Source organism: Curtanaerobium respiraculi (genome assembly GCF_024609215.1).
GTDB classification, from domain to species: domain Bacteria; phylum Actinomycetota; class Coriobacteriia; order Coriobacteriales; family Eggerthellaceae; genus Curtanaerobium; species Curtanaerobium respiraculi.
This window is the reverse complement of sequence record NZ_JANIPD030000044.1, coordinates 43,409-65,209: the sequence shown is the minus strand read 5'-3', so window position 1 is coordinate 65,209 and position 21,801 is coordinate 43,409. Positions and strand designations below refer to the sequence as shown.

Here is a 21,801-nt window from a genome sequence, read left to right as displayed (position 1 = left end):
ATGGCTTTGCACCGCAGGCAGGTAACATACTCGTCGCGACCCAGCCATGCCGCCCGCAGGGCGCATGCGCAGGGCGACCAGATGTTCCGCACCTACGATACGTCCTATATCACGGGGAAGCGCCAGAAGCAGCATCGCGGGCATATTGTCTTCGGGGTGGTGCTCGCCATCGTGGTCGCGCTCATCCTGTTCTTCGCAATCTCCTCGTGCGCTTCGAAGCTCGGCGCCGGCGAGTTGGTGCCCGAGGGCACCAATGTGACGATCACGGTCTCGGAAGGGGAGTCGACGTCGTCGATCGCGCAGTCGCTGGCAGATGCGAGGCTCGTCTCCCGGGCAAGCGATTTCTCGGATGCCGCGCAGCAGGCGGGGGCATCCTCCTCGCTCAAACCCGGCACGTACACCATTGCGGGCGGAACGAGCGCCCAGGATATCGTATCGCTCATGGTGTCGGGGCCGGATACCTCGAACTTCACCGTGCCCGAGGGGCTGAAAGCCTCCGCAGTCGCCCAAATCGTGTCCGATGCCTATGGGGGGAAGGTCACCGTCGACGATTTCATGGCCTACGTGGGCAACGCGAGCTCCTATGAGGGCGACTACCCCTTCGTTGCCGGCGCGTACAACAACTCCCTCGAGGGATTCCTGTTCCCGAAGACCTACGACATCCTCGATGGTGCGACCGCCGATGCCGTGGTGCGCCAGATGCTCTCACAGTACCAGACGGAAACATCCGGGCTGAATCTGACCTCCCAGGGCCTGACCTCCTATCAGGCGCTCGTCCTCGCCTCGATCGTCGAGAAGGAATCGGACGATTCGACGCGCGCGAAGGTTGCCTCGGTGTTCTACAATAGGCTCAATGCGGACATGCGCCTGCAAAGCGATGCGACGGTCGCCTACGTGGTGGGGCATGATCCCTCGTCGGAGGAGATCAGCTCCACGGACAGCCCTTACAACACGTACAATTTCGCCGGGCTGCCGGCGGGGCCGATCTGCTCCCCGGGGCTCGATGCGCTGAACGCGGTGTGCAACCCCGAAAGCACCAAATACTATTATTTCTATTTCCAACAGAACGACCAAGGCGGGCTGGATTACTTTTTCAGCGAAACGTTCGACGAGCACCGGACGGCGGTTTCCGGCGAAGGAAGCGCGACCGGCACGAGCTCGGGCAACTAGGCGCGCCATGCCGCTGCACCGCCCCGACCGCTATTTTGACCGCATCTCCGCAATCGATGTGGGCAAGGATGTGATCGGCGCGGGGTACTCGTGCGTGCTTTTGGATATGGACAACACGATCCTCTCCCGGCAGACGCATGATGTCCCCCGCGACGTGCGTGCCTGGCTCGCCCGCGCGTGCGAGGCCGGCGTCGACTTGTGCATCGTCTCCAACAACTGGCATGCCTCCCCGTACGAATGGGGGGGCAAACTGGGCATCCCCGTGGTGGCGAAGGCATGCAAGCCGCTTCCGCATGGCTTTCTGCGCGCCCGCGCGATGATGGGCGCCAGCAGATCGAGCACCGTCGTGGTCGGCGACCAGATCTCGACCGACATCCTGGGGGCCCACCTGCTGGGTATGGCGGGATACCTTGTCTGCCCGCTGGCGACAGTCGATCTGAAGCATACGAAGGTTATCCGTGCATTTGAAAACGCCTTGATGGGAGAGAGGCAGCCCGAAACTGCAATGGTAGAATCGAAGCGCACCCAGTGAGAAAAGGAACAACCATGCAGTTCGTTACAGCGGGCGAGTCGCACGGGCCGCAGCTGACGGCGATCGTCAGCGGCGTGCCGGCCGGCTTGAAGGTCTCCGCATCGGATATCAACGCCGACCTCAAACGCAGGCAGGCGGGCTATGGGCGCGGGGGGCGCCAGCAGATCGAAGCCGACGAGGTGATCATTACCTCGGGCGTCCGATTCGGCCTCACGCTGGGCACGCCCATCGCGCTCGCCATAGCCAATCGGGATTGGGCCAACTGGTCCGACCGGATGTCGGTGACCGGAAACCCCCCGGAGGGATTGATGCGCGAGGTCACGCCGCGCCCGGGCCACGCGGACCTGGTCGGCGTGCTCAAAAACAACTCCGACGATTGCCGCACCGTCCTTGAGCGCGCCAGCGCACGCGAGACGGCGGCGCGTGTCGCGGCGGCTGGGGTGGCCAAGGAGCTTTTGGCCGCCTTGGGGGTCGAGGTCTTCAGCTACGTCACGCGCATCGGCCAGGCCGAGTGGGTCGAGGACAGCCCCTTCCAAGGCCCCGTCCGATGCAATCCCGCCGATATCGAGTTATCCGAGGTGCGCTGCCCCGATGCGGCGGCGTCGGAGCGGATGAAGAAGATGATCGACGTCGCCCGGGTGCAGGGGGAGAGCCTCGGCGGCACGTTCCGCGTGGTGGCGACGGGCCTGGTGCCGGGCCTCGGCGGATTCGACGTTGGACCCAACCGCCTGACCAGCCAGCTCGGCGCCGCGCTTTTCAGCATCCCCGCCATCAAGGGCGTGGAGTTCGGATTGGGATTCGAGGCGGCGAAGCGGTCCGGCTCCGACGTGCACGACCCCATCATGCAGTCGCGCGAGCGCGGCTTCTATCGTTCCAGCAACAACGCGGGCGGCCTGGAGGGCGGCATGACGACGGGGATGCCCCTGGTCATCACCGCCGCCATGAAACCCATCCCCACGTTGAAGAACCCCCTGCGCACGGTGAACATCGACACGCTGGAGCCCGCCCTGGCGAGCAGAGAGCGTGGCGACGTATGCGCCGTGCCCTCGGCCGCGGTGGTCGCCGAAGCCGAGGTGACGTTCGTGCTGGCGAACGCATACCTGTCGAAATTCGGCTCCGACAACATGGCGGACATCAAGGCGAACCTGCGCACCTACCTGCAGCGCATCAGGACGCAATCGAGGTAGACCATGGAGCCTCGACAGCGATACGAATTAAAACGCTCGGTGTTCCTCATCGGATTCATGGGCGCCGGGAAGACCACCTTGGCGCGCCGGCTCGCCCGCGATTGCGGCCTCGCCTCGGTCGACATCGACCGGGCGCTGGGACGGCGGTACGGGCGCGACGCGAAGGAGCTCTTGCTTGAGGAAGGGCAGGAGCGCTTCTCCGAGATGGAGGCCGACGAGTTGGAGCGGTTCGTCGGTGGCGACCCTCTGCTCATCGCCTGCGGGGGCGGTCTCGTCGCGGGGAGGAGGTGCCGCAAGATCCTCGCGGAATCGGGGTTCGTGGTGTACGTCCACGTGCTGCCCGAGGAGAGCTCCGCTCGGATTAGCAATCACGATTCCCGGCCGTTCTTCGAGACGATGGGCTCCGTGCGCCGCGCGAATAGGGAGCTGTTGCCGTACTATGCGGAGCTCGCCGATGTCACGGTGGACTCCAATGGAAAGACCGCCGGATCGATGGCGCACGAGGTGAAACGCATGTTGATCGAGGAGGGTGTGCTATGCCCAGTATTAAGGTAGTGGTGAATTTCGCGGACGGCGACGCCTACGACGTGCGCATCGGCCCGGGGACGTTCAGCAGCTTGGGGGCGCATGTGCGCTCCGATGCGCCCGGCACCTCATCGGTGCTCATCGTCTCTGACGCGAATGTGGCGCCGCTCTACCTTGATGCGGTGCGCGAGCGCATGCTCGCGGCCCAGCTTCCCTGCCGCGAGGTCGTGCTACCCGCAGGCGAGGCGACGAAGAATGTCCGCGTTGTCGCGGAACTCTGGCAGACGATGGCCCAACTGGGACTCGATCGGACGTGCTGCATCATCGCCTTGGGCGGCGGCATGGTCCTCGACGTGGCGGGATTCGTCGCGGCGACGTTCTCCGGCGGGGTCAACCTCGTGCACGTGCCCACGACCCTGCGTGCGATGGTCTCCCTCGCGATCGACGGCAGGTCGTCCATCGACCTGCCGGTGGGAAAGGACATCGCCAGCGTCACGGCGCGCCCCCGCTTCGTCTGTGTGGACACGAACGCGCTTTCCTCGCTGCCGGAGGGGGAGTGGGGCAACGGCTGGGCCGAAGCGGTGCGGGCTGCGGTCCTGTCTTCCGACGAATCCTTCTTCTGGATGTGCGAGCGTGCGCGGGGGTTGGCATCTCATGATGAGGAGCTGCTGCGCGAGATGATCGCCCGCTGCCTGGTGTTCAGGGCGGGGGTCGTTGCCGGGGATGCGACCGACGATGAGGTGCGCTCCTGCTTGCGCTACGGCTCCGAGCTGGGATGCGCTATCGAGAGAATCGCCGGATACGGCGCCTTCGGCCACGGCCGGTGCATCGCGGAGGGCATGCGCCTCTCCGCACGGTTGGGCGCGGCGGTGTGCGGGGCATCGCCGGCCTTTGTCGAGGAGCAGGATGGCCTGCTCGACGCGTTGGGCGTGGAGCGCATCCCGCTTGCGGCCGACCCCGACGGGCTGATCGATGCGATGCGGGTTGACGAGCCGTCCGGCGACGGCGTCCGATTCGTCCTGCCGCATGATGTGGGCTCGTGGAGCATCGAAACGGTCGGGCGCGAAATCCTGCGTGCGCAGATGGAGGATTGGCTGGCGGACCGCTGATCTTTCGCGGCGCGCTCTCGCTTGCAGGGACGCCGCGCACGGAGGTGCGGAGCCGAGCAGGTCGGCAGCATCGATGCCGTCTGCGGGCAGGAGTATTGATAGGAGCATGATGAACAGCGAATTGAGCGCCGCGCGGCTTGCGAAGGTCCGCTCGGCTTTGGAGCAGGATGCGATCCTCGTCCGCGATACGGGCAACATCGCCTGGCTGACCGCTTTCGATGGCGTGTTCGACGACGAGCAGGCCCACGCCCTGCTCGTGACAGGCGACGATGCCGTCCTGCATACGGATTCCCGCTACAGCGCCGCCTGCCGCAGGGCGGCTGAGGGCGGCCCCGTCCGCATCGACGATGCGCGCATGAGCCATGCGGAATGGCTCAAGGGCCAGCGGCCCCCGTTCCCCCTCGCCCTGGAGGATGGGATGGCGCTTGCGGAATTCCGCGCCCTCGAAAAGGAGCTCGGCGACGGCGCGCGGGAGCGCTTCTTCGAAACGCACGATCTGGTGCTGGGGCTGCGCGCGGTCAAGGATGCCGCGGAAATCGACCGGCTGAGGCATGCGCAGGCTATCACTGACGCGGCGTTCGACCATATCATCGGCTTCATGAAACCTGGCATGACGGAGCGCCAGGTGAAGGTCGAGCTGGAGCATTTCATGCTCTGCCACGGCGCGGAGGGCCTTGCGTTTGGAAGCATCGTCGCCGCCGGCCCCCACGGCGCGAGCCCGCACGCGATTCCCGGGGACACCGTTCTGGAGGCGGGGCAGTGCGTCGTCATGGATTTCGGGGCGCGTGCCCGCGGCTATTGCAGCGATATGACGCGCACGGTGTTCCTCGGCGAGCCCGACCGGCGCAAACGCGATGCCTACCGCGCGCTGCGCGAGGCGAACGAGTCGGTCGAGGCCTTCCTCAAGCCCGGCGTGACGGGCGCTGCGGCGCATCGGATGGCGGAGGACGTGCTCGCCGCCGCCGGATTCGGCGGGAAGATGGGGCACGGGCTGGGCCACGGCGTCGGCATCGACGTCCACGAGGAGCCCTTGCTGTCCCCTCGCAACGATGAGCCTCTGCAGGCTGGCAACGTGGTGACGGTGGAGCCGGGCATCTACCTCGAAGGGGAGTTCGGCATGCGTCTGGAGGATTACGGCGTGGTGACCGACGGTGGATTCCAGGTCTTCACGCAATCTACGCACGACATCGTTATTATCTAGCGGTTTGCAACACGAAAAGAAGGGTATCAGCCAATGGCGATTTCCACTGCCGACTTCAAGAACGGTATCTGCATCGAGTACAACCGCAAGCTGTGGACCATCCAGGAGTTCCAGCACGTGAAGCCCGGCAAGGGCGGTGCGTTCGTGCGCACCAAGCTGCGCGACATCCGCAGCGGCCGGGTGGTCGAATACACGTTCAACAGCGGAACGAAGTTCGATTCCGTGCGCATGGAAGAGAAGAAGATGCAGTACCTCTATACCGACGGCGCCGACTTCTACTTCATGGACCCCAACAACTACGAGCAGATGAACATCCCCGCCGATGTCATCGGCGACACCGCCAACTGGCTGAAGGAAAGCGACGAGGTGACGCTGCAGTACGCGGGCGATGAGCTGATCAGCGTGACGCCGCAGATGTTCGTTGAGCTCGAGGTCGCCGAGACGGATCCGGGCTTCAAGGGCGACACGGTGCAGGGCGGCACGAAGCCCGCCACGCTCGAGACTGGCGCCGTGGTGAACATCCCCATGTACATCAACGTGGGGGAGAAAGTTCAGATCGACACCCGCGACGGCCGCTTCGTCAAGCGCGTCTAGCCTTCGTCAGTGCTTCTAGGCGGCGGCTTCGGCCGCCGCTCTCGCCTCCTCTTCGGCGGCATGCTGCGCCGCAGCCTGCTCGGGCGTTTCCTGCCCGGTGAGGACCGCGCTGATCAGCTTCTTCAACCGATATCCCGGTGCATCGGCATCGTTGACCTGCACGTGGACGTGGTTCCCGCCGTCCTCGGTGAACGATTCGAGCTGCACGCCGCTTATCGTCGATGCGATGTCCCGAATGCTGGATATCCGGGTGACCCCCGCCTCGACCCTTTGGCCGGCGGTCACCTGGCAGTCCGTGGTGTGGATGATCACGCAGTCGAGCTCGGGGTGCCCGTCGGGCTGGATATGGATCTCGATATCGGGCAGCTCGTCGTACAGAAGATAGTCGCACACCTTGATCACCGTGCCGGTGACGGGGGCGTATACCGGGGTTCCGGCTGCCGCGCCGGTGTCGATCGATGTGTCCATGTCGGTGGACGCGCCCGTGCGCCACAGATGCAGCGCATCGGCGTCCACCCACCCGGATACATCGGTCTGCGCGTTGTTCACGCGGATCGCATTCGTGCTCCAGCACGTCTCCGCGTCGGCTGCGGGCAGCTGCGTGGTCATCTGCAGGGCGTAATCGTACGAGGCTTGATGGAAGAGCACCCCCGTGATGGATGCGGGCTCGATGGGGCAGCGGATCGCGACATCGCCGCATGCTGCGATCTGCGCGGTCTTCAGCGGGGCCTTCGCGCCGGCTGGCGGCGTGGATGCCGGGGATGAGGACCGTGGGGCCGGAGGGTCGGAAACGGATGGACGGCTGGCCGGGGCGCTCGCCGAGGTTTCCGACGGCACCGAGATGCCTGCACCCGGAAGAAGCGAATCCGCGAGTTCGCGCGCGGCGTTGGGGAAGAGCGCGGTGCCCGCGAGGACGGCTGCGAGAAGGAGGGCGGCGACGATGCCCGCGATGATGCATCCGATGGGGCGGCGGCGCCTCGCATGGGCAGCATGCGCGCCCGGCTTGCCGTGTTTGCCGTGTGCAGGTGCCAAGATCAGACTCCTTGATTCGGTTCACCTGACTATACCGGAAGGACCGCCCCGCGGGGCGGTCCTTCGCATAAGCAACGCGGTATCAACAGAAGCCGCTACGCGATGCGCGCGGCGGGCAGCAGGTCCGCGTCCACGGGCTCGTGGTCGCGACCGGCCTGGTATTCCACGCCCACCTTGTTCCAATTGGCGTATTCGGCCGTGGCGGTGAACAGGGCGTCGGAGCTGGAGTTCAGGGCCGTTTCGCAGCTGTCTTGGATCACGCCGATGATGAACCCGACGCCCACCATCTGCATGGCGATGTCCGTGGGGACGCCCAGAAGCGAGCAGGCGACCGGGATGAGCAGGAGGCTGCCGCCCGCGACGCCGGAAGCGCCGGCCGCGCTCACAGCGGAGAGCACGCATAGGATAACGGCGGTGAGGAAATCGACCTGGATGCCCAGCGTCTGGGCCGCGGCCATGCTCATGACGGTGATCGTCACGCAGGCGCCGGCCATGTTGACCGTGGCGCCCAGGGGGATCGACACGGAGTAGTTGTCCTTGTCAAGCCCGAGCTTGCGGCACAGCTCCATGTTGATGGGGATGTTCGCCGCGGAGCTGCGGGTGAAGAACGCCGTGATGGCCGAATCCTTTAGGCAGCGGAACACCAGGGGGAACGGGTTGCGATGGATGTTGAGGTAGACCATGATCGGGTTGGTGATGAACGCGATGATCGCCATGCAGCCGACGAGGATGAGGATGAGCTCCCCGTATTCGGTGAAGATCTCGATGCCGCTGGTGGTGACGGCGTTGTAGACCAGGCCCAGCACGCCGAAGGGCGCGAAGGCGATGACCCAGCGCACGACCTTCTGCACGGCATCCGCCGTATCCGCCAGGATCCGCTTCGTCCCGTCGCTTGCCGCACGCAGGGCGATGCCGATGAGGATCGCCCAGGTGAGGATCGCCAGGAAGTTCGCCTCGGTGAGCGATCCGACCGGATTGCTGACGATGTTGGTAAGCAGGTTGCTGAGCACTTCGCCCACGCCGGACGGCGCCGTCTTGTTCGCCGCCTCGACGCCCTGGAGCGTCAGCTGCAGCGGGAACAGGAAGCTGGCGCAGACCGCCACGATTCCCGCGATGAACGTGCCGATGACGTACAGCACGACGATGCGCTTCATGGCACCGGACTTGGTCGCATTGCACAGCGCGCTGATGACCAGGAAGAAGACGAGCACGGGTGCTACCGCCTTCAGAGCCGATACGAACAGCGTGCCGAGCAATGCGATCCATTCGCTCCCCGGCACGACGAGCGCCAGGATGGTGCCTATGACCAAACCGCAGACGATGCGGCCGATCAGGCTCCATGAATTCCATGTTCTCCAAAGATTACCCACGATGATTCCTTCCCGTATGGATATGAACCGCCCTATTTTCCTTTAACGCTCTATCGCGTGCAAGCAAAAATCGCCTCAACGGCGCGCTCCGCTCCGCGTGCGTCCAAGACCCCAGATGGGACGCCCGTTCGACGGTCCGCTGGTCTGGGGAATGGGTAGATTGACTATGAATTTTGATGCGGTAAAGCCCGATGCGGCATGTTTCCCTATAATGTGACTTCAATTATCAAGGAGGTTTCGCATGCCCAGACTTCAAATCATGGACACCACCATCCGCGACGGTCAGCAGAGCCTGTGGGCGACGCGCATGGCCGTGGGCGATATGCTTCCCATCCTGCCGAAGATCGACAAGGTCGGCTACTGGGCCATCGAGGCCTGGGGCGGTGCGACATTCGATACTTGCCTGCGCTTTTTGGACGAGAACCCGTGGGAGCGCCTGCGCACGATCGACGCCAAGACGCCCAACACGCGGCTCGCCATGCTTTCCCGCGGCCAGAACCTGGTGGGCTACAAGCACTATTCGCGCGAGGTTTGCGACCGTTTCATCAAATGCGCCAAGCGCAACGGCGTCGACGTCTTCCGCGTGTTCGACGCGCTGAACGACATCCGCAACGTCGTGGACAACGCCGATGCCATCAAGGCGTGCGGCGGTTGGTTCGAGGGTGCGATCAGCTATACCATGAGCCCCGTGCACACGCTCGACAGCTATCTGGAGTACGCACAGGATCTGAAGGACCTGGGCGCCGATTCCATCGCCATCAAGGACATGGCCGGCATGCTCACCCCGTATCGCACCGAGCGCATGGTGAAGGCGTTGAACGCCGAGATCGGCCTGCCGGTGCACGTGCATTGCCACTACGTCGGCGGCATGGCGCCCGCCAACTACATCAAGGCAGCCGAGGCCGGCGCCGCCATCGTGGACACCGCGAGCGCCCCCTTGGCGTTCGGCAACAGCCAGCCCGCGGTGGAGATGCTCGCCGCCGCCCTGCAGGAGAGCCGTTACGACACGGGTTTCGACCTGAGCCTGCTGTTCGAGATCGCCGACTACTGGGAGGAAGTGCGCAAGCGCACCCACCACAAGCGCGGCGTGTCCAGCCTCGTGCACATGAAGGTATACAGCCACCAGGTGCCGGGCGGCATGATGAGCAACCTCATGGCGCAACTGGAGACGCAGAATGCCAGCGGCCGCCTGAACGACGTCATGAAGGAGATCCCCAAGGTCCGTGCCGAGGTCGGGTATCCGCCGCTGGTGACCCCCATGAGCCAGATCGTCGGCACGCAGGCCGTGTTCAACGTGCTCACCGGCAAGCGATGGGGTATCGTCTCCAAGGAGATGAAGGATTACATCTGCGGTTACTACGGCAAGGCGCCCGGCATGATGGACCCGGAGATCGTCAAACGCGTTGTGGGGGACTCGGGCATCCTCGACCCGAGCATCGCCCCGGGTTCCTTGGTCACCACCACATACGACGACCTGGTGGAGGAGATTGGCGACCTGGCGCAGAACGAAGAGGATGTGCTCATGTACGCGATGTTCCCCAACGAGGCGCGCACGTACCTGAGCAAGCACCGCACATCTGAAAAAGTGGATTTCCTGCTCGAGAACGAGTCGAGCGGAACGAAGGAGGACGATTACGTGGATATCAATCAGATTCGCGAGCTGGTTCGCGTCGCCGAGGAAAGCGGCGTAGGCGAGATCGTCGTGGAAGAGGAGGGCGCCCGCATTTCCGTGCGCATGCCCTCCGCCATGGCAGCCGTTCCCGCAGCCGCCCCTGTTGCAACGGCTCCTGCCGTCGCGGCCGCTCCGGCGGAATCCGCGCCGAAGCATGCCGCACCCGAGCCGGCAGGCGATCGCCCCCCCACGTGGGTGCCGGTGACATCTCCCATGGTGGGCACCTTCTACGTGGCCCCCGCGCCCGACCAGCCTCCCTTCGTGAAGGTGGGCGACGAGGTGTCCGCGCATCAGACGCTGTGCATCGTCGAGGCGATGAAGCTGATGAACGAGATCGAGGCCGAGCAGATGGGCACCGTCCGTGAAGTGTGCCTCAACGACGCCGACCCCGTCGAGTTCGGCACCGTGCTGTTCTATCTGGAACCCCATAACCCCGAGGGCGTCAAGGATTTGGAGAACGTGTGATGTTCGATAAGATCCTCATCGCCAACCGCGGGGAAGTGGCTCTGCGCATCATGCGGGCCGCCCGGGAGCTGGGCGTGAAGACCGTCGCCGTCTATTCGACGGAGGACGCGGACACCCTGCCGGTGCGCTATGCCGACGAGGCCGTGTGCATCGGGCCCGCTCCCGCCACGAAGAGCTACCTGGCCATGCCGAACATCATCGCCGCGGCGACAACGACCGGCGCCCAGGCCATCCATCCCGGTTACGGCTTCTTGGCCGAAAACGCCGACTTTGCCCGCGCGTGCATGGACAACGACATCGTCTGGATCGGCCCTTCGCCGGACTGCATCGAGGCGATGGGCAATAAGAGCGTCGCGCGCGACACCATGAAGCGCTGCGGAGTGCCGACGGTGCCCGGGAGCATCGGCACGGTCGACACCGTGGAGGAGGCGGCGGAATTCGCCGCCAAGGTGGGTTATCCCGTGCTCATCAAGGCGAGCGCCGGCGGCGGCGGCAAGGGCATGCGCGAAGTGCACGACCCCGCCGATTTGGAGAAGGAATACCAGGCGGCCAAGACCGAGGCGGCTGCCGCCTTCGGCAACGGCGACGTCTACCTTGAGAAGCTCGTGCTGCGCCCGCGCCACGTGGAGATACAGATCCTTGCGGACGACTTTGGCAACCGCGTCGCCCTGTGCGAGCGCGACTGCAGCATCCAGCGCCGCCACCAGAAGCTCCTGGAGGAGGCCCCGAGCCCCGCCCTCGATGCCGAGACGCGCCGGGCCATGGGCGTTGCCGCCATCAAGGCCGTGCGAGCGGTGGATTATCGCAACGCGGGCACCATCGAGTTCCTGCTCGACCAGGACGGCAAGTTCTACTTTATGGAGATGAATACCCGCGTGCAGGTCGAGCATCCCGTGACGGAGCAGATCACCGGCACCGACATCATCAAAGAGCAGATCCGCATCGCCGCAGGCGAGCCCCTGGCGTGCGCCGAGCGCGCGCCGTTCACGCCGTACGGCCACGCGATCGAATTCCGCATCAACGCCGAGGACCCCGACCATAACTTCATGCCCAGCCCCGGCACCATCACGAAGTTCACGCTCCCCGCCGGCCCGGGCATCCGCGTCGAGACGTACCTCGAAGAGGGCGCCCGCATCAGCCCGTTCTACGATTCGCTGATCGCGAAGCTCATCGTATGGGGCTACGACCGCGCGGAGGCGATCGCCCGTGCGAAGCGCGCTCTATCCGAGCTGGAGATCGAGGGCGTGAAAACCACGATTTCCTTCCACCAGAAGGTGCTCGGGATCCCCGCGTTCGAGCGCGGGGAGGCCTACACCGACTTCATCGAAACCGAGATGGGAGAATAGCATGCCCAGTTTGAACATTGAGGGTATGACACTTGCCGACGGCGTCGTGGAAACCGTGATCTCCATCGCGGTCAAGAACGTCGAGGGCGTTGCCAACGTCGGGGTTCCCAGTGCGAGCGGGATCCTTTCCGCGTTGCAGAGCAAGCCCGCCACGCAAGGCATCGACGTCGCCCCCACCGACGATGGCACCATCGCCGCGGGCGTGCATGTGGAGGCGCAGTTCGGCGCGATCCTGCCCGAGCTTGCCGAGGCGATCCGCCAAGCAGTCGTCGATGCCGTGCTCACGCAGGTGGGCCTTACCGTCTCGTCCGTCGACGTGTACATCGACGGCATCCGCTTCGAGTAGGGGCAGCGGATGTCGAACAACCATGCAGAGCGCACGCTCTCGCGGCGCTTGGCTGCCCAGGTCCTCTACGAGAGCATCATCACGGGCGATGCCGCCTGGGATATCGCGGACCGCGCCGATGCGGTTCCCGATGCGGGCAAACTGCCCGACTACGCCGTCAAGCTGGTGCGCGGGGTGGGCTCCCACGAGGCGGAGATCAACCGCCTGCTGACGGCCGCCTCGAAGAACTGGTCGGTCGACCGCATGCCGCTGGTCGACCGCTCGATCATGAGCGTCGCCGTCTACGAGATGCGCTATGCGGACGACGTGCCGGTTTCGGTCGCCATCAACGAGGCGATCGAACTCGCGCGCTCCTTCGGCGGCGAAGACGAATCCGCCGGGTTCGTCAACGGGGTGCTTGGCTCCATAGCCCGCAGCCTCGAGGCGGCCGCTGCGGCCGAATCCGCTTCCGGCGAAGGCGATGCGGAGTAATATGGAGTCGCAGGAGAAGCCGACCTTCGAGCATATCAACGAGCGCCTGAGGGAAATCGGGCGCCAGGTAGAGGACGAGGGCATGCCTTTGGACGATGCCCTCGACCTGTTCGAAGAGGCGGTTCAATTGGGAATGCAGGCATCGAGCCTGCTCGAGGAGGGCATCGCCGCCCGCGATGCCGCTGAAGACGAGACGGCCCAGATGGGGGATGCCCCCGCGCGCACGGCGGAGGAGAGCATCTAGGCCGCCTCCCCACGTCCGTCCGGGCGCGGGGCGGGAAGAGGGATACACGTGGACAAGCCGAAGCGCATACTCGACAGGATCAACAGTCCGCAGGATCTGCACGCCCTGCCGCTGGGGGACCTTTCGCGGCTCTGCAACGAGATCAGGCAGGAGATCATATCGACCACCTCGACCAACGGCGGCCATCTCGCCCCGAGCCTCGGTGCGGTCGAGATCATCGTCGCCCTGCACTCGATCCTCAACTGCCCTGAGGACAAGATCGTCTTCGATGTGGGACACCAGGCGTACGCCCACAAGCTGCTGACCGGCCGCCGCGACCGATTCAGGACGCTGCGCCAGATCGACGGCATCACCGGGTTCCCCAACCCCTCCGAGAGCCCCTACGACGTGCACCCCTCAGGCCATGCCTCCGACAGCCTCTCGGTGGCGATGGGCCTTGCCCGCGCGCGCGATCTCGATGGCAAGAAGAACAACATCGTCGCGGTCATCGGCGATGCGGCGCTTTCGGGCGGCATGGCGTTCGAGGCCCTCAACCATATCGGCCAAGAGCAGGCGCGCATGGTCATCGTGCTGAACGACAACGGCATGTCGATCTCGCGTCCCGTGGGGGCGCTCGTCCAGCATCTCGGCTACATGCGCATGTCCTCGCAGTACCGGCGCACGCGCGATACCATGCAGGAGGCGATGGAGCATTCGGGTCCGCTCACGCAGGCCATGCTCGACTTCGGCCGCAACATGAAGGAGTCGATGAAGCAGTTCGTCGTCCCCGACACGATGGTGTTCGAGCAGCTCGATATCACCTGCACGGCGCCGGTGAACGGGCACGACCTGGCTCAGCTGCGCGAGGTGCTGCGCATGTCGCTGCAATCGGACGGCCCGGTGCTCGTCCACGTGATGACGCGCAAGGGTAACGGCTACCCGCCCGCGCAGAGCAACCCCGAGCTCTACCACGGGGTGGGTCCCTTCGACGTCGCCAAAGGCGAGCTCATCAAGAACCCCGCCGCGAAACCGAAGTACACGTCGGTGTTCGGCGACGCCCTGATGAAGGAGGCGAGCAAGGACAAGGCCATCATCGCCATCACGGCGGCGATGAAGGACGGCACCGGCTTGGCGCCGTTCTCGAAGCGCTTCCCCAAGCGATTCATCGATACTGGCATCACCGAGGAGCATGCGGTCGCGCTTTCAAGCGGTCTTGCGGCGGGTGGCAAGAAGCCTGTCGTGTGCATCTACTCCACGTTCCTGCAGCGCGCCATAGACCAGATCGATATCGATTGCGCGTTGGCGAGGCGGCATGTGGTGTTCGCCGTCGACCGCGCCGGCCTGGTGGGCGACGACGGTCCGACGCACCATGGCACGCTCGACATGGTGTACCTGCGGATGATACCGGGCATGCGCGCGATGGCTCCGTCCGACGAAGCCGAGCTGGTGGCAGCCCTGCACACCGCCTTGAAGATGGACGGCCCCGTGGCCCTGCGCTACCCGCGCGGCGAAGGCGTCGGCGCGAAGCTTCCTCCTAAGCATGAGACCTGGGACGTGGGGAGGAGCCGCGTGGTCCGTGAAGGCGAAGACGTTGCCATATTGGCGTGGGGGCGCATGGTTCAAAACGCCCTCGGTGCCGCCGATATCCTTGCCGAACAAGGAATCCAGGCACGTGTGGTGGATATGCGCTGGGTGAAGCCGATCGACGCGGAGGCCGTGCGCGCCGCTGCCGATACGAAGTTGATGGTGACGGTGGAGGAGGGCGTGGTCCGCGGAGGCGTGGGCGAAGCCGCCTTGGGGGAGCTTGCCCGAAGCGGGCTCGCCGTTCCCGCTCTGGTCTTGGGGATTCCCGATGCCTTCATCGAGCAGGGCGATGTCGAAATACTGTTCGAGCGCCTCGGCTTGGATGCGGAGGGCATCGCGGACAGCGTCCTCGCTCGGCTGCAGGCGGCGGTTCGGAAACCGGACGGGCGCGTTTCCTGACGTTTTCAAACGAGTTTCGATGGCCGGGCTGGAGGCGGAGGCTTCCAGCCCGGTCTGCACAGGAGGGATCGAAGCGCCCTGCATGTGCGGATTGCGGTTCGGAGCGTTTCGCGGCCCTGCGCGGACCGAACCGTCACGTGCGATTTCGCCGCTCCGGCGAACGCGCATGCCTATGCGATGACCCTGCATTCCCTTGAGAGGGGAGGCCCCTCGCGGGTGGCGAAATCGTAATCGACGTTCTTCCCTGCACCCTCTTGAGAGGGGAGGCCCCTCACGGCTGGTTGCCGCGAGGGGCCTCGGTCGTGCGGGAAGGCGCGTGTCCCGGGGAGGCGTTGCCCGCCTATTCGCCCTCTGCGAGTTTCTCGTCCAGGCCGGCGTTGATCTTCGCCAAGATGTCCGACAGCTGCTCCTTCTCATCCTCGGAGAGCATGCCCAGGGCGTTGTCGGCGTAGCTCTTGCGATCTTCGGCGACTTTCGCGGCGCGTCCCGCGCCCTTCTCCGTCAAGAACACGCGGCGGGTGCGGTGGTCGCTCTCGTCCTGCTTGCGCGTGATGTACCCATGCGCTTCCAGGGATTCGAGCGCCTGGGTCAGGCTTTGCGGGCGGATTCCCAGCAGGTAGGCGAGATCCTTCTGACTGGTGCCGTCCTGCATGACCAGCACAGCGAGGATGCGGTTCTGGCCGTGGCGTCCGCTTCCCCCGTGGCACTTGTGGCTGCCATAGCCGTGGCCGGCGCCTTTGCCCTCGGCGCCATGGCATTTCTTCCCGTGGTGCGCATGGTCCTCGCCGGCGGCCTCGGCGCCGTGATGCCGATGACGATGGCCGCCTTTCATCTGGTCGTGATGGCTGCGGCGGAGAACGGCGGAAACCCTCTGCAGATCGTTCATGAGCTCTTCGTTGTCGGTGGGCATGGCATATCCTTTCTATCATCGATAACAACTAAGGTTGCTTATTATTATACGGAAGGAAACTTCGGTTTCCGTTGAAAGTAAGAAAACTTATCAATATTTCAAAATTCGGGCATTGGGACGGCTCCCTTGGGATCTGCACGCACACGACCTGCGCAATGCCGCATCTGGTTTCGGTGTCAGGAATATGCGCTTCCGATAGGCTTCTGTTTTGCGCATGCGGGTTCTTGGGCTAAAATGCGGGGGTTATCTTGAGGAGAGGAGAAGGGCACATGGATATTGGAAGCGTATTGCCGATATGGAGCATCATCCCATTCGCGGGCATGCTGCTTTCCATCGCGATTTTTCCATTGGTCAAAGGAGAATGGTGGGAGGCCCACGAGCTGCATGTCGCGATGTTTTGGTCGCTGGTCTTCCTGATCCCGTTCACCGCGGTCTTCGGGTTCGGCGTGACCGTCGAGAGCTTGGCGGAGACGGTGCTGGGCGACTACGTGCCCTTCATCGTGCTGCTGCTGGGGCTGTTCACCGTCGCGGGCGGCATCCACGTCAAGGGCACCATCGTGGGCACGACGAAGAACAACGTCGTGCTGCTCGCCTTGGGCACGTTCATCGCCAGCTGGGTGGGCACCACTGGCGCCGCCATGCTGCTTATCCGCCCGGTGCTTCGTGCAAACCTATGGCGCAAGCATAAGGCGCATATCGTCGTGTTCTTCATCTTCCTCGTCGCCAACATGGGCGGCTGTCTGACACCGTTGGGCGACCCTCCGCTGTTCTTGGGCTACCTGCGCGGCGTTCCGTTCTTCTGGACGCTTGAGCATATCTGGCCGATGCTGGTGTTCAACACGGTCATCATGCTCATCGTGTTCGCCCTGATCGACCGTCATTACATCAAGAAGGAAGGCAAGGAGGGCGCCGAGGCTCTGGCGTTGGAGGATGCGGCGGACGAGCGCACCCCCATCCGCATCGAGGGCTGGCACAACCTCTTCTTCCTTGCCGTGATCATCATCGCCGTCATCCTGAACGGCTCCATCCCCCAGATGGAGGCATTCATCGATCCCGCTACCGGTGCGACATACGGCTTCGATGTGGAAGGCGTCCACATCGGCGTGGACTACATCGTCCAGATCGTGCTCATCCTCATCGCGATGGCCCTTTCTCTGAAGACCACTCCGAAGGAGCTGCGCGAGGACAACAACTTCGAATGGGGCCCCATCGCGGAGGTCGCCAAGCTGTTCATCGGCATCTTCATCACGATGATTCCTGCCCTCATGCTCCTGCGTACCAACGGCGCGAGCTTGGGTATCGACTCGCCCTTGAAGTTCTTCTGGGCCACGGGCGCGCTCAGCTCGTTCTTGGACAACAGCCCCACGTACGTCGTGTTCATGACAACGGCCGGGGCGCTCGGCAGCACCGCTGCGAACGCGCTGTCCACCGCGGTCGGCATCGTGGATCCGAAGATGCTCCTGGCGATTTCCGCCGGCGCCGTGTTCATGGGAGCGAACACCTACATCGGCAACGCTCCCAACTTCATGGTCAAGAACATCGCCGAAAGCGCGAACGTGAAGATGCCCAGCTTCTTCGCCTATATGGGCTGGAGCGGCGCGATTCTCATCCCGCTGTTCGCTATCGACAGCCTCGTGTTCTTCCTCTAAGCGGGACCGCCTGCCGCAGGGCGGTCGGGCGGTCCGTCATCTCCCCTTCCGGGCTTCGCTCCTTTTACCGCTCGAGGTCAACGCGTCCCTCCACCTCTTTGGAATTGAGCCTATCCATACGGCGATATTCCAAGGGGGTGGATCCGAATCGGTTCTTGAATGCAACCCCGAATTTCGCTTGCGTGGCAAAGCCCACCGCTGCGCTGATGTCGGCGATTCTATCGTTCGATTCGCGAAGGAGCTCGGCCGCCTTTTTCATCCGTATATCATGTTGGAATTCGGCATATCCGCAACCATACACGCTTTTGAAGTAGTTTTTCAGGCTGGTTTCGCTTACCCCGAATCGATCGGCGAGCGATTTGGCGGTATGGCGAACGGATAAATCGGACATGATAATGGATCTTGCGCGTTTCGCGATCTCCATTTTCGAGGGAGTGTAGTACGTTCGGGCGAGTTGCGTGCTTTCGAAGTCGATTCGGCTCAGACATGTCAGGAGCTCGGCGCACTTGAGGAAAACGAGGTCGTGTCCGAGGTCCCTGTCCAGGTAGAATTTGAATACATCGTAGAAGTCAGCCAGGTGCTTGCCCGCGTTGCGGATCCAGGGGTGCTCGCTTGCCGTGCAGCGGTCGAACAGGTCGTCCATCGCGGGGATCTTGGGCGCGTCGGCATCGCCGTCGAGGCCGTCGATGTACCCGATGAGCTCGAACCCAAGGTATTCCTCGGTCGGATAGAAATACGTTTCATACGTTTGGCCTGCGTCGATAGCGATTTCTCCTGCGGTGAGGAACGTGCATTTTCTGGATTTAGTCTCAAGTTCGCAGCGTCCCTTCGCGCAGAAGTTCACCTTGAGCCTCCTTGCCGCGGCGTCGGGTTTCGAAAGGCAATCGGGTATGCTCGCCGAGCGAATATCGATGATGTTGAGAAGCAGGCCCCCTCCGGGGAATACCGAGACCATCTTCCCTTGGAAAGCCCCATTTGACGATGGCAGGGGTATCTCGATCCCCGCGTCGCCGGACAACGCTCGAGAACCAGGCACCTTCTTGAATTGGCTCAAGATGGTATGTTTCGCATCCCCCATCATCGAATCTCCCTGGCCGCGCCGTCTACGATGAGAATCGTGCGATCGCAGCATTCCGCTAAGAACTCCGGATCGTGGGTTGATACGAAAACGGCTTTGTCGCTCCCCGCGATGTCGCGAAGGAGCTGCGAGACTTCTTTCATATGGCCGTAATCCAGTCCCGATGTCGGCTCGTCGAACAGCAGGATCTCCGCGTTCGAAGCCAATGCCGAGGCGATTGCGACGCGTTGCTTCTGCCCGCCGGAAAGCGCCATGGGGTGCTTGTCCTTGAACTCCAGGAGATCCAGCTCGTCAAGGATGCCCATCGCCGCCGCCTCGTCGGGATCGTCCATCGAGAGCATCACTTCCGAGATCACGCTGTCGGTGAACAGCTGGTGGTTGACATCCTGCATGACCAGATAGCATACGTTTGCAAGCTTCTTGCCCGCGTATGCCCTCCCTCCGATCTCCACCGAGCCGATGCATGTTTTCTCCAGACCGCACAGGCATCGCAGAAAGGTTGATTTTCCCGATCCGTTTCTGCCGATGATGCCGCAGACCTCGCCTTTCCTCACGTTGATGCGCGGTATGCGGATCGTGCAGATATCTGCATCGTCCGGGGTGAGCTTCTTCTTGACGAAGAGGTATTTCCTCGGCGTGTAAGTGAAGTAGAAATCTCTGATCGATATCGCATCGGGGGCGCTTGCGTCCGGCCGTCCAGGGCTTTGCAGCGGTTCGGCGGAATCGGCGGATCCCGAGGGAGGCACGACCGGTGCGGAGAATTCCGCCATGTATCGTTCCTCGATGTCGACGGGACGCAGCTCGAACGCTGCAAGCTCGTCCGCGTCCATCGCCGAGAAACGCTCCCTATCCCATTCGTGCACGATCCGGCCGTTTTCCATATAGACGGCCCGATCGATGACGTCTTTCAGATACCAAAGCCTATGCTCCGACACGATGACGGTTTTGCCCTGGCTTTTCCAGAGCTCGATTATATTTCGCAAATCGCGGATCGAATCCCAATCGAGATTCGATGACGGTTCGTCGAGAATGATGATTTCGGGCAGAAGCGCTGCGACGGAACCGCATGCTATTTTCTGCTTCTCTCCGCCGGACAACTCGAACAGGCTGCGGTTCATGAGCGATTCTAGATTAAACGCGTTGATGACGTGGGCCTTTCGTTCGAGTATCCCATCTTTGGGGATGCCGATGTTCTCGGGCCCGAATACGATTTCCCCGTCCGTATCGACTGAGAAGAACTGGCTGCGCGGGTTTTGGAAGACGCTTCCCACGATTCCCGCCAGATCGTAGAGCTCCTTCTCGCCTATGTCGTTGCCGTTTACCGTGATTTTACCCGTGAGCTCGCCTTTGAAAAAATGCGGGACGAGCCCGTTGATGAGCCTGGTGACCGTGGTCTTCCCGCACCCGGATGCCCCGCATAGCAGCACGCACTCGCCATCGTCGATGGCCAGGTTGATATCGGCGATGCCGCTTCGCTCGAGCCCCGCATAGGTGAACGTCGCATCCTCGATTTCTATCATGCGATCACGCTTCCATGCTGAAGCGTGAGATGCAAGTAGAGCACGGTGAAGGCGGTTGTCGCGATCAGGATGAGGACATCGCGCTTGCGGATGCCGATCTCGCATACGTTCGTGCGTTTGACCGGGGCTCCCAGCCCGCGAGTTATCGCCGCCGCGGAGAGCTCGTCGCCGATGTTGACGCATGAGAACAGCAACGGGCTCAGACGGTATTCGACCATCTTCGTCACTTTCCCGCCACCGAACCGGATCCCGCGCATCTTCATGGCATCTCGAATGGAACGGTATTCTTCGGCGAGCGTCGGGAAGAAGCGCATCATGACCGCCACGGCGATCGAGAGTCCCTGCGGGCAGCGCATTCGCACCATCGCTGCCATGAATTCGCTGATTTTCGTCGTCGTGATGCAATATCCGACCATGATCACCGTCGGCGCGAATTGGGTGACCATATAGCATATGAATAAGACGATCATGCCGAGCATGCCGTGGATGTTCTGCTGCGCGAACGATTGGAGCAACGTCGCCGCTATGAACAGGACGGTGAATCGCGCTCCTATATGGACCTTTCCTTCCAAGCACACTAGGACGACGGGTATGAAGGTCATGATCGTCCTCACGATGTAGGCAGGGCCGTCTACAACGTCGAACATCACCACGACCGAGAACAGAACCATGATGAGCAGTTTCGTCCTCGGATCGAGGTGGAGGACGCCGGCGGCATCTCGATTCCCTTCTCCGGCCATTAACTAAACGATCCCTGCTTTTTCGAAATTCTTCTTGACCACGGCCATGCCAAGATATGAGCTGATGACGCCGAAGACGAAGCAGCCGACGATGATCAGCGGGTACGTCTCGGGGGTCACGATGGCGAACAGCGTGTTGACGAAATCCTGTTGATATCCACCTTCAAGAAGGCTCTGCTTGTACGAATCCGCAGTGATAACCAAGGGAAGATAGCTTGCAGATACCCACACGCAGAACATCCCGAAGCTCAACGCCGACTTTCTCTTGCTCTTGTAGCTGCCGGATCTTGCGATAAGGTCGGCGATGATGCCGGAAACGATGCAGATCGGAGCGCCCGTGAAGCCCATTCCGAAAACGAAGAGCAGGATGGCCACGATGATCGATGTGATGGTGATCATGCCGAATTTCTCTATCTTCGCGTAGTACAGCATCATCGGAATCGCGGTGAACAGCGGGATGAGCACGCAGTAGCCGGCGATGATGTAGGGCGAGAGAAAACCTGCCATCATGGGGATCATCTGGACGACCCAGAGGATGGCCGTGAAGATGCCTATGGTGATGAAGTCCCTGGCTTGCAATTTCTTCTGACTCATGAGACAACCTCCAAACGAAGCGATGGTGGGTGCGGCAGCCTTGGAGCCGCTCTATTGCAAGCACATATGTTAGACAAGTCTAAC

At 62.9% G+C, this 21,801-nt stretch carries 21 protein-coding genes; 14 read left to right on the top strand and 7 right to left on the bottom strand.

Going from position 1 to position 21,801, the window contains the following annotated elements; all coding sequences use genetic code 11:
• The 7 genes from mltG to efp all read left to right on the top strand — a co-directional run bounded on the left by mltG (nt 1) and on the right by efp (nt 6,318).
• On the top strand, nt 1-1,170 hold the full coding sequence (gene mltG / locus NOV21_RS11160; RefSeq protein WP_283171122.1) for an endolytic transglycosylase MltG: 1,170 nt from the start codon (nt 1-3) through the stop codon (nt 1,168-1,170).
• Nucleotides 1,171-1,177: 7 nt separating this feature from the next.
• A complete protein-coding gene (locus NOV21_RS11155; protein ID WP_283171121.1) occupies nt 1,178-1,702 on the top strand; it encodes a YqeG family HAD IIIA-type phosphatase in 525 nt (174 codons plus the stop codon).
• 14 nt (nt 1,703-1,716) lie between these two features.
• Complete coding sequence (gene aroC / locus NOV21_RS11150; protein WP_283171120.1) at nt 1,717-2,889, top strand: chorismate synthase; 1,173 nt, start codon at nt 1,717-1,719, stop codon at nt 2,887-2,889.
• A gap of 3 nt (nt 2,890-2,892) precedes the next feature.
• A complete protein-coding gene (locus NOV21_RS11145; RefSeq protein WP_283171119.1) occupies nt 2,893-3,444 on the top strand; it encodes a shikimate kinase in 552 nt (183 codons plus the stop codon).
• Entirely contained in the window at nt 3,426-4,523 is a 1,098-nt protein-coding gene (locus NOV21_RS11140; protein WP_283171118.1) for a 3-dehydroquinate synthase family protein, read from the top strand. The genes NOV21_RS11145 and NOV21_RS11140 overlap by 19 nt, the downstream gene beginning before the upstream one ends.
• A gap of 109 nt (nt 4,524-4,632) precedes the next feature.
• Nucleotides 4,633-5,724, top strand: a complete 1,092-nt coding sequence (locus NOV21_RS11135) for a M24 family metallopeptidase (protein ID WP_283171150.1) — start codon at nt 4,633-4,635, stop codon at nt 5,722-5,724.
• 33 nt (nt 5,725-5,757) lie between these two features.
• The gene (gene efp, locus NOV21_RS11130) at nt 5,758-6,318 is read left to right on the top strand and encodes an elongation factor P (RefSeq protein WP_283171117.1); all 561 of its coding nucleotides are present in this window, start codon (nt 5,758-5,760) and stop codon (nt 6,316-6,318) included.
• A gap of 15 nt (nt 6,319-6,333) precedes the next feature.
• Here efp and NOV21_RS11125 read toward each other — a convergent pair whose 3' ends face one another.
• Nucleotides 6,334-7,350 (bottom strand): hypothetical protein, encoded by a 1,017-nt coding sequence (locus tag NOV21_RS11125; RefSeq protein ID WP_283171116.1) that lies wholly within the window; start codon nt 7,348-7,350, stop codon nt 6,334-6,336.
• A gap of 95 nt (nt 7,351-7,445) precedes the next feature.
• Entirely contained in the window at nt 7,446-8,723 is a 1,278-nt protein-coding gene (sstT, locus tag NOV21_RS11120) for a serine/threonine transporter SstT (protein WP_428978400.1), read from the bottom strand.
• Nucleotides 8,724-8,961: 238 nt separating this feature from the next.
• Between sstT and accB the strand changes: the two genes are divergently transcribed.
• Genes accB through dxs form a run of 6 tightly spaced genes read left to right on the top strand, consistent with a single transcriptional unit; the run spans nt 8,962 to nt 15,226 of the window.
• Nucleotides 8,962-10,857 carry an acetyl-CoA carboxylase biotin carboxyl carrier protein gene (accB, locus tag NOV21_RS11115; RefSeq protein ID WP_283171115.1) on the top strand — a complete coding sequence of 632 codons (1,896 nt, stop codon included), beginning with the start codon at nt 8,962-8,964 and terminating at the stop codon, nt 10,855-10,857.
• On the top strand, nt 10,857-12,203 hold the full coding sequence (gene accC, locus NOV21_RS11110; RefSeq protein WP_283171148.1) for an acetyl-CoA carboxylase biotin carboxylase subunit: 1,347 nt from the start codon (nt 10,857-10,859) through the stop codon (nt 12,201-12,203). Before accB ends, accC begins: the two co-directional genes overlap by 1 nt.
• A gap of 1 nt (nt 12,204) precedes the next feature.
• A complete protein-coding gene (locus NOV21_RS11105) occupies nt 12,205-12,549 on the top strand; it encodes an Asp23/Gls24 family envelope stress response protein (protein WP_283171114.1) in 345 nt (114 codons plus the stop codon).
• A gap of 9 nt (nt 12,550-12,558) precedes the next feature.
• The gene (gene nusB, locus NOV21_RS11100; protein WP_283171113.1) at nt 12,559-13,020 is read left to right on the top strand and encodes a transcription antitermination factor NusB; all 462 of its coding nucleotides are present in this window, start codon (nt 12,559-12,561) and stop codon (nt 13,018-13,020) included.
• 1 nt (nt 13,021) lies between these two features.
• On the top strand, nt 13,022-13,264 hold the full coding sequence (locus tag NOV21_RS11095; protein WP_283171112.1) for an exodeoxyribonuclease VII small subunit: 243 nt from the start codon (nt 13,022-13,024) through the stop codon (nt 13,262-13,264).
• A gap of 48 nt (nt 13,265-13,312) precedes the next feature.
• Nucleotides 13,313-15,226 (top strand): 1-deoxy-D-xylulose-5-phosphate synthase, encoded by a 1,914-nt coding sequence (dxs, locus tag NOV21_RS11090; protein ID WP_283171111.1) that lies wholly within the window; start codon nt 13,313-13,315, stop codon nt 15,224-15,226.
• Between the two features lie 340 nt (nt 15,227-15,566).
• On the opposite strand, the gene NOV21_RS11085 is transcribed toward dxs, so the two are convergent.
• On the bottom strand, nt 15,567-16,136 hold the full coding sequence (locus NOV21_RS11085) for a MarR family winged helix-turn-helix transcriptional regulator (RefSeq protein WP_283171110.1): 570 nt from the start codon (nt 16,134-16,136) through the stop codon (nt 15,567-15,569).
• A 269-nt stretch (nt 16,137-16,405) separates the two neighbouring features.
• Between NOV21_RS11085 and NOV21_RS11080 the strand changes: the two genes are divergently transcribed.
• Nucleotides 16,406-17,785, top strand: a complete 1,380-nt coding sequence (locus NOV21_RS11080) for a sodium:proton antiporter (protein ID WP_283171109.1) — start codon at nt 16,406-16,408, stop codon at nt 17,783-17,785.
• Between the two features lie 64 nt (nt 17,786-17,849).
• Here the strand turns inward: NOV21_RS11080 and NOV21_RS11075 are convergent, their stop codons facing one another.
• Genes NOV21_RS11075 through NOV21_RS11060 form a run of 4 tightly spaced genes read right to left on the bottom strand, consistent with a single transcriptional unit; the run spans nt 17,850 to nt 21,717 of the window.
• A complete protein-coding gene (locus tag NOV21_RS11075) occupies nt 17,850-18,866 on the bottom strand; it encodes a helix-turn-helix domain-containing protein (RefSeq protein ID WP_283171108.1) in 1,017 nt (338 codons plus the stop codon).
• On the bottom strand, nt 18,863-20,383 hold the full coding sequence (locus NOV21_RS11070) for an ABC transporter ATP-binding protein (protein WP_283171107.1): 1,521 nt from the start codon (nt 20,381-20,383) through the stop codon (nt 18,863-18,865). Before NOV21_RS11070 ends, NOV21_RS11075 begins: the two co-directional genes overlap by 4 nt.
• The gene (locus NOV21_RS11065; RefSeq protein ID WP_283171106.1) at nt 20,380-21,123 is read right to left on the bottom strand and encodes an energy-coupling factor transporter transmembrane component T; all 744 of its coding nucleotides are present in this window, start codon (nt 21,121-21,123) and stop codon (nt 20,380-20,382) included. Before NOV21_RS11065 ends, NOV21_RS11070 begins: the two co-directional genes overlap by 4 nt.
• Before the next feature lie 3 nt (nt 21,124-21,126).
• Nucleotides 21,127-21,717 (bottom strand): MptD family putative ECF transporter S component, encoded by a 591-nt coding sequence (locus NOV21_RS11060; RefSeq protein WP_283171105.1) that lies wholly within the window; start codon nt 21,715-21,717, stop codon nt 21,127-21,129.
• Between the last annotated feature and the right edge of the window lie 84 nt (nt 21,718-21,801).

Excerpts from the sequence above, each read along its gene's own strand:
- mltG (WP_283171122.1), top strand. The coding sequence starts at position 1 with ATGGCTTTGCACCGCAGGCAGGTAACATACTCGTCGCGACCCAGCCAT.
- NOV21_RS11155 (WP_283171121.1), top strand. The coding sequence starts at position 1,178 with ATGCCGCTGCACCGCCCCGACCGCTATTTTGACCGCATCTCCGCAATC.
- aroC (WP_283171120.1), top strand. The coding sequence starts at position 1,717 with ATGCAGTTCGTTACAGCGGGCGAGTCGCACGGGCCGCAGCTGACGGCG.
- NOV21_RS11145 (WP_283171119.1), top strand. The coding sequence starts at position 2,893 with ATGGAGCCTCGACAGCGATACGAATTAAAACGCTCGGTGTTCCTCATC.
- NOV21_RS11140 (WP_283171118.1), top strand. The coding sequence starts at position 3,426 with ATGCCCAGTATTAAGGTAGTGGTGAATTTCGCGGACGGCGACGCCTAC.
- NOV21_RS11135 (WP_283171150.1), top strand. The coding sequence starts at position 4,633 with ATGAACAGCGAATTGAGCGCCGCGCGGCTTGCGAAGGTCCGCTCGGCT.
- efp (WP_283171117.1), top strand. The coding sequence starts at position 5,758 with ATGGCGATTTCCACTGCCGACTTCAAGAACGGTATCTGCATCGAGTAC.
- accB (WP_283171115.1), top strand. The coding sequence starts at position 8,962 with ATGCCCAGACTTCAAATCATGGACACCACCATCCGCGACGGTCAGCAG.
- accC (WP_283171148.1), top strand. The coding sequence starts at position 10,857 with ATGTTCGATAAGATCCTCATCGCCAACCGCGGGGAAGTGGCTCTGCGC.
- NOV21_RS11105 (WP_283171114.1), top strand. The coding sequence starts at position 12,205 with ATGCCCAGTTTGAACATTGAGGGTATGACACTTGCCGACGGCGTCGTG.
- nusB (WP_283171113.1), top strand. The coding sequence starts at position 12,559 with ATGTCGAACAACCATGCAGAGCGCACGCTCTCGCGGCGCTTGGCTGCC.
- NOV21_RS11095 (WP_283171112.1), top strand. The coding sequence starts at position 13,022 with ATGGAGTCGCAGGAGAAGCCGACCTTCGAGCATATCAACGAGCGCCTG.
- NOV21_RS11085 (WP_283171110.1), bottom strand. The coding sequence starts at position 16,136 with ATGCCCACCGACAACGAAGAGCTCATGAACGATCTGCAGAGGGTTTCC.
- NOV21_RS11080 (WP_283171109.1), top strand. The coding sequence starts at position 16,406 with ATGGATATTGGAAGCGTATTGCCGATATGGAGCATCATCCCATTCGCG.
- NOV21_RS11075 (WP_283171108.1), bottom strand. The coding sequence starts at position 18,866 with ATGATGGGGGATGCGAAACATACCATCTTGAGCCAATTCAAGAAGGTG.
- NOV21_RS11070 (WP_283171107.1), bottom strand. The coding sequence starts at position 20,383 with ATGATAGAAATCGAGGATGCGACGTTCACCTATGCGGGGCTCGAGCGA.
- NOV21_RS11065 (WP_283171106.1), bottom strand. The coding sequence starts at position 21,123 with ATGGCCGGAGAAGGGAATCGAGATGCCGCCGGCGTCCTCCACCTCGAT.
- NOV21_RS11060 (WP_283171105.1), bottom strand. The coding sequence starts at position 21,717 with ATGAGTCAGAAGAAATTGCAAGCCAGGGACTTCATCACCATAGGCATC.